Source organism: Streptomyces sp. NPDC093984 (genome assembly GCF_044764595.1).
Lineage (GTDB): Bacteria > Actinomycetota > Actinomycetes > Streptomycetales > Streptomycetaceae > Streptomyces > Streptomyces cynarae.
In genome coordinates this window covers 216,533-233,552 of the sequence record NZ_JBIWIM010000010.1, presented here as the reverse complement: position 1 = coordinate 233,552, position 17,020 = coordinate 216,533, and the positions used below count along the sequence as shown (strand labels likewise).

The 17,020-nt window shown below is 69.4% G+C and carries 14 protein-coding genes and 1 riboswitch; of the genes, 10 read left to right on the top strand and 4 right to left on the bottom strand.

From position 1 onward, the window contains the following. Positions 1 to 13: 13 nt before the first annotated feature. Positions 14 to 664 carry an ABC transporter ATP-binding protein gene (locus ACIRC0_RS30460; RefSeq protein ID WP_263232190.1) on the top strand — a complete coding sequence of 217 codons (651 nt, stop codon included), beginning with the start codon at positions 14 to 16 and terminating at the stop codon, positions 662 to 664. Positions 665 to 1,052: 388 nt separating this feature from the next. Beyond that, on the top strand, positions 1,053 to 2,474 hold the full coding sequence (locus tag ACIRC0_RS30455; protein WP_403622281.1) for a glycosyltransferase family 39 protein: 1,422 nt from the start codon (positions 1,053 to 1,055) through the stop codon (positions 2,472 to 2,474). A 133-nt stretch (positions 2,475 to 2,607) separates the two neighbouring features. Here ACIRC0_RS30455 and ACIRC0_RS30450 read toward each other — a convergent pair whose 3' ends face one another. The 4 genes from ACIRC0_RS30450 to gcvT form a co-directional block, all read right to left on the bottom strand. Next, positions 2,608 to 3,975 (bottom strand): L-serine ammonia-lyase, encoded by a 1,368-nt coding sequence (locus tag ACIRC0_RS30450; protein ID WP_403622278.1) that lies wholly within the window; start codon positions 3,973 to 3,975, stop codon positions 2,608 to 2,610. Positions 3,976 to 4,080: 105 nt separating this feature from the next. Further along, positions 4,081 to 5,343 carry a serine hydroxymethyltransferase gene (glyA, locus tag ACIRC0_RS30445; RefSeq protein ID WP_403622275.1) on the bottom strand — a complete coding sequence of 421 codons (1,263 nt, stop codon included), beginning with the start codon at positions 5,341 to 5,343 and terminating at the stop codon, positions 4,081 to 4,083. A 15-nt stretch (positions 5,344 to 5,358) separates the two neighbouring features. After that, the gene (gene gcvH / locus ACIRC0_RS30440) at positions 5,359 to 5,736 is read right to left on the bottom strand and encodes a glycine cleavage system protein GcvH (protein ID WP_103837998.1); all 378 of its coding nucleotides are present in this window, start codon (positions 5,734 to 5,736) and stop codon (positions 5,359 to 5,361) included. Positions 5,737 to 5,845: 109 nt separating this feature from the next. After that, the gene (gene gcvT, locus ACIRC0_RS30435; RefSeq protein WP_403622272.1) at positions 5,846 to 6,964 is read right to left on the bottom strand and encodes a glycine cleavage system aminomethyltransferase GcvT; all 1,119 of its coding nucleotides are present in this window, start codon (positions 6,962 to 6,964) and stop codon (positions 5,846 to 5,848) included. A 184-nt stretch (positions 6,965 to 7,148) separates the two neighbouring features. After that, positions 7,149 to 7,260: riboswitch (glycine riboswitch) on the bottom strand. 216 nt (positions 7,261 to 7,476) lie between these two features. Here gcvT and ACIRC0_RS30430 point away from each other — a divergent pair. The 8 genes from ACIRC0_RS30430 (at position 7,477) to ACIRC0_RS30395 (ending at position 16,936) form a co-directional block, all read left to right on the top strand. After that, a complete protein-coding gene (locus tag ACIRC0_RS30430; RefSeq protein ID WP_403622375.1) occupies positions 7,477 to 8,169 on the top strand; it encodes an AAA family ATPase in 693 nt (230 codons plus the stop codon). 66 nt (positions 8,170 to 8,235) lie between these two features. Beyond that, the gene (locus ACIRC0_RS30425; protein ID WP_403622270.1) at positions 8,236 to 9,027 is read left to right on the top strand and encodes an enhanced serine sensitivity protein SseB; all 792 of its coding nucleotides are present in this window, start codon (positions 8,236 to 8,238) and stop codon (positions 9,025 to 9,027) included. Positions 9,028 to 9,241: 214 nt separating this feature from the next. Further along, positions 9,242 to 10,036, top strand: coding sequence for an enhanced serine sensitivity protein SseB C-terminal domain-containing protein (locus ACIRC0_RS30420; RefSeq protein WP_403622372.1), 795 nt, complete (start codon positions 9,242 to 9,244; stop codon positions 10,034 to 10,036). Between the two features lie 323 nt (positions 10,037 to 10,359). Further along, positions 10,360 to 11,367, top strand: coding sequence for an ABC transporter permease (locus tag ACIRC0_RS30415; RefSeq protein WP_403622267.1), 1,008 nt, complete (start codon positions 10,360 to 10,362; stop codon positions 11,365 to 11,367). A 69-nt stretch (positions 11,368 to 11,436) separates the two neighbouring features. Further along, entirely contained in the window at positions 11,437 to 13,230 is a 1,794-nt protein-coding gene (locus ACIRC0_RS30410; protein ID WP_403622265.1) for an ABC transporter substrate-binding protein, read from the top strand. Between the two features lie 111 nt (positions 13,231 to 13,341). Then, on the top strand, positions 13,342 to 14,340 hold the full coding sequence (locus tag ACIRC0_RS30405) for an ABC transporter permease (RefSeq protein ID WP_403622262.1): 999 nt from the start codon (positions 13,342 to 13,344) through the stop codon (positions 14,338 to 14,340). Then, positions 14,337 to 15,434 carry an ABC transporter ATP-binding protein gene (locus ACIRC0_RS30400; protein WP_403622259.1) on the top strand — a complete coding sequence of 366 codons (1,098 nt, stop codon included), beginning with the start codon at positions 14,337 to 14,339 and terminating at the stop codon, positions 15,432 to 15,434. Before ACIRC0_RS30405 ends, ACIRC0_RS30400 begins: the two co-directional genes overlap by 4 nt. A gap of 23 nt (positions 15,435 to 15,457) precedes the next feature. Beyond that, the gene (locus ACIRC0_RS30395; RefSeq protein WP_403622257.1) at positions 15,458 to 16,936 is read left to right on the top strand and encodes a dipeptide ABC transporter ATP-binding protein; all 1,479 of its coding nucleotides are present in this window, start codon (positions 15,458 to 15,460) and stop codon (positions 16,934 to 16,936) included. Positions 16,937 to 17,020 lie beyond the last annotated feature (84 nt).

The window sequence follows — 17,020 nt, the reverse complement described above, 5'->3', positions numbered from 1 at the left end:
CAGGAGCGTTGTCGTGATCGATATTGTCAAGCTGTCGAAGACCTTCGGCACCCGTACTCTGTGGTCCGATGTCACCGCCACCGTGAGCCGCGGCGAGATGCTCGCCCTTGTCGGCCCCAGCGGATCGGGGAAGTCCACCCTCCTCAACTGCATCGGGCTCCTGGACAAGCCGAGCGCGGGGACGATCCGTCATGAGGGAAAGGACATAACCCGCTTCGGCCGGGGCGAGATCCGCCGGTTCCGTCGCGATGTTCTCGGTTACCTCTTCCAGAGCTACGCCCTGATCGAGAACGCCACCGTCGCGGCCAACCTGGAGGTTGCCGTCAAGCCGCAGCGGACCCTGCGGGGCAATGCCGGTACGACCGTCGCCGAGGCCCTCGACCGCGTCGGCCTGGCGGGGCGGGAGAAGGAGAAGATCCACCACCTCAGTGGCGGAGAACAACAGCGTGTGGCGCTCGCCCGGCTCATGGTCAAGAAACCGGCGCTCGTGCTGGCCGACGAGCCGACCGGCGCCCTCGACCATGCCAACACCACAGTGGTCATCGACATCCTCCGGGAGATGAGCGATGCCGGATGCGCCGTTGTCATCGCCACCCACGACGACTACGTGCGCGACCGGTGCGACGCCGTCTACTCGGTCCACGAGAGTTCCCTTGTCGCTTGAGCGGCGACCCCGGCCGTCGATCACCCATCCGCCGGGCGCTTCGGCCACGGCGCCATGCTCTCGCACTGGCCCGTGGGCCAGAGAAAAACCGGACATGTACCGAAACAAGGTGAAGGCCGCTTCTCCTGCGGGTGGAACAGCCTCTGCGAACTCCTCCGCCGTCGCTCCACCGCTCCGTCGAGCAGCCTTTGTCACAGCCGTCACGCTCACGGTGGCCGCGGCCCTGCAACAGCTTCTGATCATCGTCGGGATGGGTGGCCGGCTGCCCGGGTGGCAACCCTGGCCGTACCTGCTCGGAGCCGCTCCCGCTTGGCTGCTGTGCCGTCCTCGCTGGTCAAAGGCCGGCGTACCGGCCTCTGTCCGGAGAACGCTGGCCCTGCTGCGGCGTGTGCCTGCCGCGGTGTACGTCGTGGGCGTACTGCTCCTGGCGTGCGGCGTCTGGGCGTGGTTGCAGGACGAAGAGCCCCACTTCGCCCACGAGGAAGCCGTCTACGCCAACAAGGCCCGCTTCTGGCTGGACGGCACCCCTGACGCGGGCTGGGGCCTCTACCGTCCCGTCGGGCTTCCGGCTCTCGGCAGGCTGGCGCTCGCCGTGCACGACGACGTCGGCGCCCTTCGCGCCGTCGCGCTGCTTCTGAGCCTGTTCACGCTGGCAGTCGTGTATCTGGTCGCCGCTCAGTGGCTGTCGCGCCGCCGGGCCGTCGTGGTCATGCTCTTGCTGCTCAGCGGACTCGGTTTCCTCCGTAGGCTCCCTGAGTTCCTCAACGACATAGGCGCCACCGGGCTGTTGCTCATCGTGGTGTTCCTCCTGGTCCGGACGCAGGAGAAGAAGAACTCCCGGGCGCTGCTCCTGCTGCCGTTCGTCACGCTGGCCGCTTTCTACCTGCGGTACGGAGTCGTCGGAAACCTGCTGGCGATCACATCGGCCGCCGTCATCGCCTATGGGCCCCGTGCCTGGCTCGCCCAAGGGCGGCGCCTGGGTCTCGCGGCGGTGATCCTGGTACTCGGCCTCCTGCCGCACTTCGTCTACGCGACCAGGACCACCGGCTCACCGCTGGGCATCATCTTCTGGGCGACCGATCAGGCCGAACGCAGATTCATAGGCGACGGCCTCGTCTACTACATCGCGATCTTCCCCTACCGCCTGGCCGGTGACTTGGGAGCCGTCGTCATGGCCGCGGGGCTCGTGGCGATGGCAGGGGCGGTACGACGACTGTGGCGTGCTCATCGTGCGCATGGCGGCGAACTGCGAGCGCATGACCGGCGAACCGCGTTTCTGGGCATGTCGGCCGTTCTGATCTGCGTCATCCTGGGACTCGCCACGGACGGAGAGCCCCGGTTCATATATCTCTCGGTCGTGCTTCTCACCGTTCTGGGGGTGTCCGAGACGGCGGACCGGGTCGGCCACTGGGCATCGGGAGTGCTTGCGGCCATAGCGGTCCTGACCGCGGTCACGGTGCTCGGAACCGCTCAAGTCGTCGCCCACGGCGCGATGCCGGGCCCCGAACGACTCGGTGCCTCCACCGTGCCTGTGGCCCGGCAGCTCGCCTCCGACGAGCCCTGTCTCCTGGTCACCGGATACGAGCCCGAGATGGGCTGGTACTCAGGGTGCGACGCGGTCACATACAGCCAGTACCGCCGGATGAAACCGCCCCCTCACACAAGGGTCAGCCTTGTGCTCTTCGAACGAGGGCGCTTGCAACCCGGCCCGGCAGCCCTGAAGCAGCTGATCGGCGGGCGTGGAACCACAACGCGAAAGATCCCCACCCGGGGAGCCGTCGGCGACGCAACGGTGATCACCCTGCACTGAGACCCGGCCGGGCGACCGACCACTGCCGCGCAGACGCTCGTGTGCTCCGTCATGACCGAGGGCCGGTCCCGGCAGCCATGACGGGCCATGTCGAGGGCTGTTCCCGCAGGCCTGTTCCTTCAGGCCCGGTGCTTCAGCACTCGATGATGTTGACGGCCAGCCCGCCCCGCGCCGTCTCCTTGTACTTGACGCTCATGTCCGCGCCGGTCTCCTTCATGGTCTTGATGACCTTGTCGAGGGAGACCTTGTGCGAGCCGTCGCCGCGCATCGCCATCCGGGCCGCCGTGACCGCCTTCACCGCGGCCATGCCGTTGCGTTCGATGCACGGGATCTGGACCAGACCGCCGACCGGGTCGCAGGTCAGGCCGAGGTTGTGCTCCATGCCGATCTCGGCCGCGTTCTCCACCTGCTCGGGGGTGCCGCCCAGCACCTCCGCCAGCGCGCCCGCCGCCATGGAGCAGGCCGAGCCGACCTCGCCCTGGCAGCCGACCTCCGCGCCGGAGATCGACGCGTTCTCCTTGAAGAGCATGCCGATCGCTCCCGCCGCCAGCAGGAAGCGCACGACCCCGTCCTCGTCCGCGCCGGGCACGAAGTTGATGTAGTAGTGCAGGACCGCCGGGATGATGCCCGCGGCACCGTTCGTGGGGGCGGTCACGACCCGGCCGCCGGCCGCGTTCTCCTCGTTCACCGCCATCGCGTAGAGCGTGATCCACTCCATCGCGCGGGCCGTCGCGTCGCCCTCGGCGCGCAGCTGGCGCGCGGTGACGGCTGCCCGGCGGCGCACCTTCAGGCCGCCGGGCAGGATGCCCTCCCGGGACATGCCCCGCGCCACGCACGCCTGCATGACCCGCCAGATGTCCAGCAGCCCGGAGCGGATCTCCTCCTCAGACCGCCACGCCCGCTCGTTCTCCAGCATCAGCGAGGAGATCGACAGGCCCGTCTCCTTCGTCAGCCGCAGCAGCTCGTCGCCCGTGCGGAAGGGGTACTTCAGGACCGTGTCGTCCAGCTTGATGCGGTCGGCGCCCACCGCGTCCTCGTCCACGACGAAGCCGCCGCCGACCGAGTAGTACGTCTTGGAGAGCAGCTCCTTGCCCTCGGCGTCGTACGCCCAGATCGTCATGCCGTTGGCGTGGTACGGCAGCGCCTTGCGGCGGTGCAGGATCAGATCGTCGTCGAAGGAGAACGGGATCTCGTGCTCGCCGAGTAGCTTCAGACGGCCCTTCGCCTTGATCGCCTCCACCCGCTCGTCGGCCGTCTCGACGTCCACCGTGCGCGGGGAGGCGCCCTCCAGGCCGAGCAGGACCGCCTTCGGGGTGCCGTGACCGTGGCCGGTCGCACCGAGGGAGCCGTACAGCTCGCAGCGCAGGGACGCCACCGACGCCAGCAGTTCCTCGTTGCCCAGCCGGAGGGCGAACATGCGGGCCGCGCGCATCGGGCCGACCGTGTGGGAGCTGGACGGGCCGATGCCGATCGAGAACAGGTCGAAGACCGAGACGGCCACGGGTGACTCCTCGCTACGGGGGTGGTGCAAAAGGGGGTGCTACAGGGGTGCGGGCACCGCGCACGCCGGTACTCCCAGTGTGCGCGGTGCCCCGCAAAAGGTGACTTACTTGTTCAGACCCGGGTACAGAGGGTGCTTCTCGGCCAGGGCCTTGACCCGGGCCTTGAGCCCCTCCGCGTCGTAGGACGGCTTCAGCGTCTCGGCGATGACGTCCGCGACCTCCGCGAAGTCCTCGGCGGTGAAGCCTCGGGTCGCCAGGGCCGGCGTGCCGATGCGCAGGCCGGAGGTGACCATCGGCGGGCGCGGGTCGTTCGGGACCGCGTTGCGGTTGACCGTGATGCCGACCTCGTGCAGGCGGTCCTCGGCCTGCTGCCCGTCCAGCTCCGAGTCGCGCAGGTCGACCAGGATCAGGTGCACGTCCGTGCCGCCGGTCAGGACGTTCACTCCGGCCTCGCGCGCGTCGGCGGCCGTCAGCCGCTCGGCGAGGATCTGCGCACCCTCGACGGTACGGCGCTGGCGCTCGCGGAACTCCTCCGACGCGGCGACCTTGAAGGACACCGCCTTGGCCGCGATCACGTGCTCCAGCGGGCCGCCCTGGAAGCCGGGGAAGACGGACGAGTTCAGCTTCTTCGCGAAGTCCTTCTTCGCGAGGATGATGCCGCCGCGGGGGCCGCCCAGCGTCTTGTGGGTGGTGGAGGTGACGACGTCGGCGTACTCCACCGGGTTCGGGTGCAGGCCCGCCGCGACGAGACCGGCGAAGTGCGCCATGTCCACCCACAGGTAGGCATCGACCTCGTCCGCGATCCGGCGGAACTCGGCGAAGTCCAGCTGCCGCGGGTACGCCGACCAGCCCGCGATGATCACCTTCGGGCGGTGCTCCTTGGCGAGCCGCTCGACCTCGGCCATGTCGACCAGGCCGGTCTCGTCCACGTGGTAGGCGACCACGTCGAACTGCTTGCCCGAGAAGTTCAGCCGCATCCCGTGGGTCAGGTGGCCGCCGTGCGCCAGGTCCAGGCCGAGGATGGTGTCGCCGGGCTGGGCCAGCGCGAACAGGGCGGCCTGGTTGGCGGAGGCGCCGGAGTGGGGCTGCACATTGGCGTACTCCGCGCCGAACAGCTCCTTGAGCCGGTCGATGGCGATCTGCTCCGTGACGTCGACGTGCTCGCAGCCGCCGTAGTAGCGGCGGCCGGGGTAGCCCTCGGCGTACTTGTTGGTGAGGACCGAGCCCTGCGCCTCCATGACCGCCAGCGGGGCGAAGTTCTCGGAGGCGATCATCTCGAGGGTGGACTGCTGGCGGTGCAGCTCGGCGTCGACCGCTGCGGCGACCTCCGGGTCGAGCTCGTGCAGGGACGTGTTCAGGAGGGTCATCTGCGGGTGCGCTCCTCAGCCGGCGATGTGGGCGTCGTACTCGTCGGCGGACAGCAGGTCGGCCGGCTCCTCGGACACGCGCACCTTGAACAGCCAGCCACCCTCGAACGGCTCGGAGTTCACCAGCGACGGGTCGTTGACCACGTCCTCGTTGACCTCCGTGATCTCGCCGGTGACCGGGGAGTACAGGTCGCTGACCGACTTGGTCGACTCCAGCTCGCCGCAGGTCTCGCCCGCGGTCACCGTGTCACCGACCTCCGGGAGCTGGACGAAGACGACATCGCCGAGCGCGTTCGCCGCGTGCTCCGTGATGCCGACCGTCGCGACGCCGTCCTCGGCGTCCGACAGCCACTCGTGCTCCTTGCTGTAGCGCAGCTGCTGGGGGTTGCTCATGGCCTGAATTCTCCTGTACGCGGGGGAGTGGTGGTGAAGGGAGTACTGCTGGAGACGTGCGTGAGCCCGGCGGAGGTGCGCGGGATCACGTCACCTGTCCGCCGAGTGCCTACTTCTGGCGCTTGTAGAACGGCAGCGCCACGACCTCGTGCGGCTCGTGGCTGCCCCGGATGTCCACACCGACCCCGGGCGTGCCCGGCGCGGAGTGCGCGGCGTCGACGTACGCCATCGCGATCGGCCTGCCCAGCGTGGGGGAGGGCGCACCGGAGGTGACCTCGCCGATCACCTCGCCGCCCGCGACGACCGGGTACCCGGCCCGCGGCACGCGGCGGCCCTCGGCGACCAGGCCGACGAGGACGCGCGGCGGGTTCTCCTGAGCACGGGCCGCGGCCTCCTTCAGCGCGGCCCGCCCCACGAAGTCGCCCTCCTTCTCGAACTTCACCACCCGGCCGAGCCCGGCGTCGAACGGCGTCAGCGAGGTGCTCAGCTCGTGCCCGTACAGCGGCATGCCCGCCTCCAGGCGCAGCGTGTCCCGGCAGGAGAGCCCGCAGGGGGCCAGACCGGCGGGCGCGCCCGCCTCGGTCAGCGCCTGCCACAGCTTCTCGGCGTGCTCGGGCGCGACGAACAGCTCGAAGCCGTCCTCGCCGGTGTAGCCGGTGCGGGCGATGAGGGCGGGGACGCCCGCGACCGTGCCGGGCAGGCCGGCGTAGTACTTCAGGCCGTCGAGGTCGGCGTCGGTGAGGGACTTCAGGATGCCGGGGGACTCGGGGCCCTGGACGGCGATCAGCGCATACGCGTCCCGGTCGTCGCGCACCGCGGCGGCGAAGCCCGCGGCACGCTCGGTCAGCGCGTCGAGGACCACCTGGGCGTTGGAGGCGTTGGCGACGACCATGTACTCGGCCTCGGCCAGCCGGTAGACGATCAGGTCGTCCAGGATGCCGCCGTCCTCCTGGCAGATCATGGTGTAGCGGGCGCGGCCCACGCGGACGGAGGCGATGTCGCCGACCAGCGCGTGGTTGAGGAACCGGTCCGCCTCGGGCCCGGTCACCGTGATCTCGCCCATGTGCGAGAGGTCGAACAGCCCCGCCTTGGTACGGACGGCGACGTGCTCGTCGCGCTCGGAGCCGTACCTGAGGGGCATGTCCCAGCCGGCGAAGTCGGTCATCGTCGCGCCGAGCGAACGATGCAGGGCATCGAGCGAGGTGCGGCGCAGGGGGCTACTGCTCATCGGTTGTGCTCCCAGGGCGTGGGTCCCCCCGCGCGAGCGCATTCGAGCGTGGGGGAGGGCGAGGTCGGTCCTCCCCATCTGTCATCGGAACCTGAGAGGTTCGCCATGAACGCCCGCACAGCGGGTCGTCACGGCTTGCACCTTGGGTGGAGCCACCGAGAAGCGGCCCGCTTTCCAGATGTGCCTCGCCCGCGCGGTATCGGGGCCTGAGAGATTCAAGGGAGGGACTTGCTCCTTCGGCGCCCGGGCCCACGTACGTACCCCGTACGTCCCCGGAACTCTCCCGCGCGGATTCAAGCGGCCGGTATGCAGTTGGCGCGCACATCATTGCACGCCTCGCCCGATCGTGGGCAGGCCGCGTGGGCAACCGGCCCGGGGCCGCCTCCGTGACCGGCTTCCGGACGCATCTGTGACCGGCTTGTGGCAGTACGCGAACGCCATCGGGAGAAACCGTCCATTACCTTCTCTTTACACTCGGCGGGGATGGGACTTCCTGACCGCAAGGGAGGACGATCACGGTGGACAGGACGACGGCGTACGCCATCACCACGGGCATCGCGGTACCCCGGCAGCCCGGAGCCCCGGCCCGGGAGGCCGGCGCGCCGGTGCCGGCGCCGGTGGTCCGCGACCTGCGCGACCGAGGGGGCCACAGCCCGTACGGGCTCACCTTCGGCGCCCGCGACGTCGTCGCGGTCACCGGCCTGCCCGGCAGCGGCAAGTCCACGCTCATGCGGCGCACGGTGCGCGGCGCCCGCGTCGACTCCCAGGACACCCGCGACCGCTGGGACGCGCGCCTGGCCCGCTTCCTGCCGTACGGGGCCTACCGCCCGTTGGTCCGCCTCGCGCACTACGCGGGCCTGCGCCGGGCCCTGCGAGCCGGCAGCGGAGTCGTCGTGCACGACTGCGGCACCCAGACCTGGGTGCGCACCTGGCTGGCCCGCGAGGCCCGGCGCCGCGGCGGCACGCTGCATCTGCTCCTGCTCGACGTCACCCCCGACACGGCCCTGGACGGCCAGCGCGAGCGGGGCCGAGGCGTCTCCCGGTACGCCTTCCTGCGCCACCGCCGCGCCACCCGTCAGCTGCTGAGCGCCGTCGAGCGGGGCCGCCTCCCGGAGGGCTGCGGCTCGGCGGTCCTGCTCGACCGGGACGCGGCGGACGTGCTGCGCCGGATCGACTTCGCGGACCGGGCGGAATCAGCGGAATGAATCGCGGTGCCCGCGCACCCGTTAGCCTTTTCGCCACACCAGTGGTACTCGGCAGGCGGTAGGCAGATGGACATCCCGGCGGACCTTCCCGCGGACTTCCCGGCACAGGCGCACCCCCATCCGCACGGCGGATGGCCGGGCAACGAGCTGGAGGAGGTGCTCTCCGCCTCGCTCGGCATCCCCTCGGCGGGCGGCCGGATCGTCGAGGTGCTCGGCCGCAGCTTCCTGTGGGTGCCGCTGCCGAACGGCGGCGGCCCGCACAGCGGCCCCCTCGACCTGCCCACGCTGGAGATCGAGGGCCAGGCGTACGTCCCGGTGTTCAGCTCGGAGGAGCAGTTCCGCCACGCCGCCGGCGGCCACATGCCGTACACCATCGCGCCCGCCGCCGAGTTCGCCCGCGGGCTGCCCCCGCAGGTCGGCATCGCGGTCAACCCGGACGGCGTGGTCGGCATACCCCTGCCTCCGGAGGCGGTGGCCGAGCTGTGCCGCGTCGGACGCACCCCGCTGGACGGCCCCACGACCGGTGGCCGCGTCCGCCTCTTCGAACCGGACTGGCAGGACGACCCGGTGGACTTCCTCGCCGCCGCGTCCGCCGAGTTCACGGCGACCGGCGTGGTCCTCACGGCACGCCGCTGCCTCGCCGCCATCGAGACGGCGGACCCGGTGCTGTTCGTCGGCGTGGAGCTCTCCCAGTGGGAGGGCGACCTCCGCACCCTCCCCATGGACGCCCTGGGCCGCGCCCTGGCCAAGGTGGCGGTCAAGTGGCCGGTCAACCTGGTCCTCCTGGACGTGGCCCAGGACCCGGTGGCCGACTGGATGAGAGAGAAGGTCCGGCCGTTCTACCAGCAGGGGTACTGAGCATGGTGCCCCGTCAGGGGCGCCCCCTCAGGGGCGCGGGGAACTGCGCGCCCAGCCACGAACGACCCGCACCCGCCGGCCGGCAGCAGACCCCGAGCTCTTGGGCACCCGCGGCCGGCGGCAGCCACCGCGCACCGGCTGTCAGCGGACCCACCTAACCTGGTTTCATATGCGGAGCACATCGTCGGCGAAGGGGCGGTAAAGGGTGAGCGGGGTGAGCGCGAGCGGCACCACGGCCGGCCAGGTCGAACACATGCTGCGCCAGGTGACGCCCGGGCGTTACGACGCCTACGAGGCGCTCCTGCGCGCGCTCGCGACGCCGTCCGCCGGCAGGGTCTGGATGCTGCTCTGGCACGGCCAGGCCGGCTCGCCCGACGCCCAGTACGCGACCATGGAAGTGGACGGCCACGGCTACGCGCCCTGCGTCACCTCCGCGCAGGAGCTCTCGGCCAGCGGCTGGACCCGCTCCTACGAGGTGATCGACGGCGCCGACGTGGCCCGCGCCCTCTACCCCGGCCACTACGGCCTGTGGCTCAACCCGCACGCGCCCGGCGGTGGCGTCGGCATCCCCTGGCTGGACCTGCGCCGCATCGCCGCCGGCCTGGAGCACCAGCCCGCGGGCCCCCTCAGGCTGTCCGAACCGGCCATCGATATCCCGCAGTTCTACGCCCTGCTCACCCAGAACGCCCACCGCACGCCCGCCGTGCGCTCCCTGCGCCGCGCCTGGGTGCAGCCCGCCCTCGGCGCCCCGTACCTGGCGATCGGCCTGGACGTCTACGACACCTCACCGCCCGCCGTCGACTCGGTGCGGGCGATGATGCAGCAGTCGGTCACGGCCGTCCCAGAGGGTCTGCCGGTGTCCACGGTCGCGCTGTCCGACGAGGACGACCCGGTGGCGATGTGGCTGCGCGCCCGCGCTCGCCCGTTCTACGACCGCGAGGCCCACGCCCCGGCACCGGCCCCGGTGGCCGGTGGCTACGGCTACCCGCCGGTGCGGGGGGCGTACTGACGTCCGCACTTCACGGGCGGAGGACCGGGTTCGGTACCCGGGGCCCTTCTTCGCGCGTAGATGTGGGTGGATGGTCCCCCTCTCGGGTGATGTCGCCCGGTTTGCCTGTGTCCGCACCGCGTTACCAGCTGTCCGGATAACGGATCTCCCCAGTCCGCATCACGTTTATGCATCCTTTCACCGTCAAGTCTGGCCACTGATCGCCGAAGCGTTGAAGACTCCCGCTTCAAGGGGTTCGCCCCTGTGTACGACGGACTGATTCATGCCGCCACAGCGGCAAGTGCGGGCCGGCCACCGCGCCGGTTGAGAGGGGTCCCTGCCAGATGACGGCACCATTGCACGAGCCGACTGCGGAAGCGGCCCCGGGGGCGGCCGAGGAAGCAGCCGCTGCCGCCACCGACGCGAAAGCCGTTCAGGGCCGTTCCCTGGGACGGATCGCCTGGGAGCGCCTCAAGCAGGACAAGCTCGCCCTCACGGGCGGCATCGTCGTGCTCGTGCTCATCGCGGTCGCCCTGCTCGCGCCCGTGATCTCCAACCTGGTCGGGCAGGATCCCGACGCCTACCACGAGAACCTGATCGACCCGCTCTTCGGTACGCCCACGGGGTCCCTGGGCGGCATCAGCGGCGATCACCTGCTGGGTGTCGAGCCGGTCAACGGCCGCGACATTTTCGCCCGCATCCTCTACGGCGCCCGGGTCTCGCTGCTGGTCGGCTTCCTGTCCGCCGTGGTCGCCGTTGTCGTCGGCACCATCCTGGGCGTCCTGGCCGGCTTCTTCGGCGGTTGGATCGACTCGATCGTCAGCCGCGTCATGGACGGTCTGCTTGCCTTCCCGCAGCTGCTGTTCACCATCGCGCTGGTCTCCGTCATGCCGAACAACATGCTGGGGCTGACCGGCTCCAACGTGCGCGTGTTCGTGATGATCCTGGTCATCGGCTTCTTCGGCTGGCCCTACATCGGACGCGTGGTTCGCGGCCAGACCCTCTCGCTGCGTGAGCGGGAGTACGTCGAGGCGGCCCGCTCGCTCGGCGCCGGGCGCCTTTACATCCTTTTCAAAGAGCTGCTGCCCAACCTCGTCGCGCCGATCATCGTGTACACGACGATGATGATCCCCACCAACATCCTCACCGAGGCGGCACTCAGCTTCCTGGGTGTGGGCGTCAAACCGCCCACGGCCTCCTGGGGGCAGATGCTTTCGAGCGCGATCGACTACTACGACTCGGATCCCATGTACATGGTGGTCCCGGGCGTGGCGATCTTCATCACCGTTCTTGCATTCAACCTCTTCGGCGACGGCGTGCGCGATGCGCTGGACCCGAAGGGCTCCCGCTGAACTGCCGTACCCCAAGCTTCCCGTGGCACCTGCACGGGGTCTCTCATCAAATCCGGAGGATCCGAGATCGTGACTACCCAACGCACCTCAGGGCGGCGCAAGCAGGCCATGGCCGCTGCCGCCGTGGTCGCCGCGCTGCTGACCACGGCGGCGTGCGGCGGCGGCAACGACGACAACGACGGTTCGAAGAACGGTGCGGCCGGCTTCGACGCGGCGAACAACAAGGTCGCCCAGGCCTCCCTGGCCAAGAAGGGCGGCACGCTGAAGTTCGGTGGGGCCCAGGACGCCGACTCGTGGGACACCACGCGTGGCTACTACGGCTTCGCGTGGAACTTCATGCGCTACTACAGCCGCCAGCTCGTCACGAACAAGACGGAGCCCGGTAAGGAAGGCGCCAAGCTGACCCCGGACCTCGCCACCGGGCTCGCCAAGGTCACCGACGACGGCAAGACGTACACGTACACGCTGCGCGAGGGGATCACCTGGGAGGACGGCAAGCCGATCACCTCCAAGGACGTCAAGTACGGCATCGAGCGCGTGTGGGCGCAGGACGTGCTGTCCGGCGGCCCGACCTACCTCAAGGACTTCCTCGACCCGGACGGCAAGTACCAGGGCCCCTACAAGGACAAGTCCGCGGACCACCTCGGTCTGAAGGCGATCGACACGCCCGACGACAAGACGATCGTCTTCCACCTGCCCAAGGCGAACGCCGACTTCGAGGAAGTGCTCGCGCTGACCTCGGCGTCCCCGGTCCGCCAGGACATGGACACCAAGTCCAAGTACGCGCTGCACCCGTTCTCCTCGGGCCCGTACAAGTTCCAGTCGTACAACCCGGGCAAGGACCTCACCCTCGTCCGCAACACCAACTGGAAGCAGTCCTCGGACCCGATCCGCAAGGCGTACCCGGACAAGATCACCGTCCAGTTCTTCTCGGACGCCAACCAGCTGGACCAGCGTCTGCTCAACGGTGACCTGGACCTGGACATCAACCAGACCGGCATGTCGCCGCAGGGCCGCACCACCGCCCTGAAGGAGCACAAGGCCAACCTGGACAACCCGGTCTCCGGCTACATCCGGTACGCGGTCTTCCCGCAGAGCGTGAAGCCGTTCGACAACGAGCACTGCCGCAAGGCCGTCATCTACGGCGCCGACCACGTCTCCCTGCAGACCGCGCGCGGCGGCCCGATCGCCGGTGGTGACATCGGCACCAACATGCTGCCGCCGTCCGTCCCGGGCGCCGAAGGCCAGAAGTACGACCCGTACGAGCTCGCCGGTGCCAACAAGAACGGCAACGCCGCCAAGGCCAAGGAGGAGCTGAAGGCCTGCGGCCAGCCGAACGGCTTCAGCACCACCATCGCCGTGCGCAACAACAAGCCGGTCGAGGTGGCCACCGCCCAGTCCCTGCAGGCGTCGCTGAAGAAGATCGGCATCAACGCCCAGATCGACCAGTACGACGGTTCGCAGACCACCGGCATCATCGGTAGCCCCGACAACGTGAAGAAGAAGGGCTACGGCATCATCATCATGGGCTGGGGTCCGGACTTCCCGACCGTCCAGGGCTTCGGTCTGCCGCTGTGGGACAGCAAGTACATCCTGCAGAGCGGCAACAACAACTACGCCCTGATCAAGGACAAGACGATCGACGGCCTGTTCGACCAGTACGTCAACACCCTGGACGACGCGGGCAAGGCCAAGATCGCCACGGAGATCAACCACAAGGTCATGGAGGGCGGCTACTACCTGCCCTTCGTCTTCGAGAAGTTCATCAACTGGCGTTCGAACCGGCTGGCGAACGTGTACACGACCGACGCGTACAGCGGTCAGTACGACTTCGTCAACCTGGGCCTGAAGTCCGCGAAGTAAACCCCGGCACACCCGCCGTACGGCACGAAAGGCAGGTGAAGGCCGGCGCGGCGTGACCGCGGGCCGCCGGACAACCTCCGGCGGCCCGCGGTCCGCGGCGGGCCGTTAGCTGTGCTCGCTTATCTCATCAGGCGGCTGTTCGCCGCCGCAGTGATGCTTGTGGTCATCGTCATGGTGGTCTTCGGCATCTTCTTCCTCGTCCCCAAGTGGGCGGGCGTCGACATCGCCGCGAGCTTCGTGGGCAAGCAGGCCGACCCGGCCGCCGTCGAGGCGGTGCGTGAGAAGCTGGGCCTCGGCGACCCGATCTACGTCCAGGTCTGGGAGTTCTTCAAGGGCATCTTCGCCGGCCGCACGTACGCGGCCGGCGGCGACGTCACCCACTGCGCCGCACCGTGCTTCGGCTACTCCTTCCGCAGTGAACAGGCCGTCTGGCCGGTGCTGACCGACCGCTTCCCGGTGACCCTGGGTCTCGCGCTCGGCGCCGCCGTGCTGTGGCTGATCTTCGGCATCGCAGCGGGTGTGCTCTCCGCGCTCAAGCGGGGCAGCATCTGGGACCGTGGCGCGATGGTCGTCGCCCTGGCGGGTGTGTCCCTCCCCATCTACTTCACCGGCCTGCTCAGCCTGGCGATCTTCGCCTTCGGCCTGAAGTGGATCGACGCGCAGTACGTGCCCCTCGACCAGAGCGTCGGCGGATGGTTCGGCGGCATGATCCTGCCGTGGATCACTCTCGCGTTCCTGTACGCGGCGATGTACGCCCGGATCACCCGCGCCACCATGATGGAGATCCTCGGCGAGGACTACATCCGCACCGCCCGCGCAAAGGGCCTGCGCGAACAGACCGTCATCGGGAAGCACGCCATGCGCTCGACGATGACGCCCATCCTGACCATGCTCGGCATGGACCTCGGCGCGCTCATCGGCGGCGCCATCCTGACCGAGTCCACGTTCAACCTGCCGGGCCTCGGTCGCGCCGTGCTCGACGCCATCAGGAACCAGGATCTGCCCATCATCCTGGGCGTCACCCTGATCACTTCTCTCGCGGTGCTCATCGCCAACCTCGTGGTGGACGTCCTGTACGCCGTGATCGACCCCCGAGTGAGGCTCTCATGACCGAACTCAGCAAGACCGGAGCGGCCGTGGGCGAGCCCACCAGCGGTTCGCCCGCCCCCACCTCCTTCCTGGAGGTGCGCGACCTCAAGGTGCACTTCCCGACCGACGACGGTCTGGTGAAGTCCGTCGACGGGCTCAGCTTCCAGCTGGAGAAGGGCAAGACCCTCGGCATCGTGGGCGAGTCGGGTTCCGGCAAGTCCGTCACCTCGCTCGGCATCATGGGCCTGCACACAACGGGCCAGTACGGCAAGCGCAAGGCGCAGATCTCCGGCGAGATCTGGCTGAACGGCACCGAGTTGCTGTCCGCCGACCCCGACCGGGTACGCAAGATGCGCGGCCGCGAGATGGCGATGATCTTCCAGGACCCGCTGTCCGCGCTGCACCCGTACTACACGATCGGCCAGCAGATCGTGGAGGCGTACCGGATCCACCACGACGTCGACAAGAAGACCGCCCGCAAGCGGGCGATCGAGATGCTCGACCGGGTGGGCATCCCGCAGCCGGACAAGCGGGTCGACAACTACCCGCACGAGTTCTCCGGCGGTATGCGCCAGCGCGCGATGATCGCGATGTCGCTGGTCAACAACCCCGAACTGCTCATCGCGGACGAGCCGACCACCGCCCTGGACGTGACCGTCCAGGCGCAGATCCTCGACCTCATCCGCGATCTGCAGAACGAGTTCGGCTCCGCCGTCATCATCATCACCCACGACCTCGGCGTCGTCGCCGAACTGGCCGACGACATCCTGGTGATGTACGGCGGCCGCTGCGTGGAACGCGGACCGGCCGAGAAGGTGTTCTACGAGCCCCGCCACCCCTACACCTGGGGCCTGCTCGGCTCGATGCCGCGGCTGGACCGCGAGGAGCAGGAGCGCCTGATCCCGGTCAAGGGCTCCCCGCCCTCCCTGATCAACATCCCGTCCGGCTGCGCCTTCAACCCCCGCTGCCCGTACGCCGACGTCCCGAAGGACAACGTCACCCGCACCGTCCGGCCCGAGCTGACCGAGGTCGGCAGCCGGCACTGGGCCGCCTGCCACATGTCGCAGGAGCAGCGGGAGCGTATCTGGACCGAAGAGATTGCGCCGAAGCTGTGAGCGAGAACTCCAAGGACGCGGCAGTGACGATTCCTGCGCAGAGCGACGGTGCCACCCTCACCAAGGACGCCGCACCCGGCGAGACCCTGCTGAAGGTGACCGGCCTCAAGAAGCACTTCCCCATCCGCAAGGGCCTGCTCCAGCGGCAGGTCGGCGCCGTGCGCGCGGTCGACGGCCTCGACTTCGAGGTCAAGGCCGGTGAAACCCTGGGCGTCGTGGGCGAGTCGGGTTGCGGCAAGTCCACCATGGGCCGGCTGATCACCAGGCTGCTCGAGCCGACCGAAGGCGCCATCGAGTTCGAGGGCAAGGACATCACGCACCTCGGCGTGAGCGGGATGCGCCCGCTGCGCCGCGATGTGCAGATGATCTTCCAGGACCCGTACTCGTCGCTGAACCCGCGCCACACCATCGGCACCATCGTCGGCGCGCCCTTCCGGCTCCAGGGCGTCACGCCCGAGGGCGGCGTCAAGAAGGAAGTGCAGCGGCTGCTGTCGGTCGTGGGTCTGAACCCCGAGCACTACAACCGCTATCCGCACGAGTTCTCCGGCGGTCAGCGCCAGCGCATCGGCATCGCCCGGGCGCTCGCGCTCAACCCGAAGCTGGTCGTGGCCGACGAGCCGGTGTCCGCGCTGGACGTGTCGATCCAGGCGCAGGTCGTCAACCTGCTCGACGACCTCCAGCAGGAGCTGGGCCTGACGTATGTGATCATCGCGCACGACCTGTCGGTCGTCCGGCACGTCTCGGACCGGATCGCGGTGATGTACCTCGGCAAGATCGTCGAGCTGGCCGACCGCGACTCGCTGTACAAGGCGCCGATGCACCCGTACACCAAGGCGCTGATGTCGGCGGTGCCGATCCCGGACCCGAAGCGGAAGAACGCCAAGAGCGAGCGCATCCTGCTCAAGGGCGACGTCCCCTCGCCGATCGCGCCGCCGAGCGGCTGCCGCTTCCACACCCGGTGCTGGAAGGCGACGGAGATCTGCCGGACCACCGAGCCGCAGCTGCTGGAGCTGAAGCCGGGGCAGCGGGTGGCCTGCCACCACCCGGAGAACTTCGAGGACCAGGCCCCGCAGGACACGGTGCTGCTCTCCGACGCCAAGGAGGCGGCGAAGCTGGTGGCCGACGAGGTCCTGGCGGAGTCCGCGGAGACGTCGGCGGCGGTGGCCGCGGTGGTCGAGGCCGAGGCCTCTGGTGCGCCGGCTGCGACCGAGGAGCCCTCCGGGGCATCCGACGACTCCGAGGACACGGAAGCACCCTCCGCGGAGGAGACCCCCGAACCGGCGGGCGAGGCGTCCGCGGAGGACACCACCGAACCCGCGGGCGAGGAGTCCGCGGGGGAGACCCCCGACGAGGCGCCCTCGGAGGAGTCCGCCGGCGAGGTGGAGTCGGAGGAGACCTCCGGCGAGGCGGACTCGGACGAACCCGCCGGCGAGGCGCCCTCGGAGGAGCCTGCTCCCGGCAAGCCCGCGGCTGCGGACCGTCAGGAGTCAACCGACAAGTAAGGCATGACAACTTGGCAAAGTCATGCACATGACCGAACGGGAGAGTGCAGAGTCTGGCGTGACCGTCCGATCGACTGATCGGCG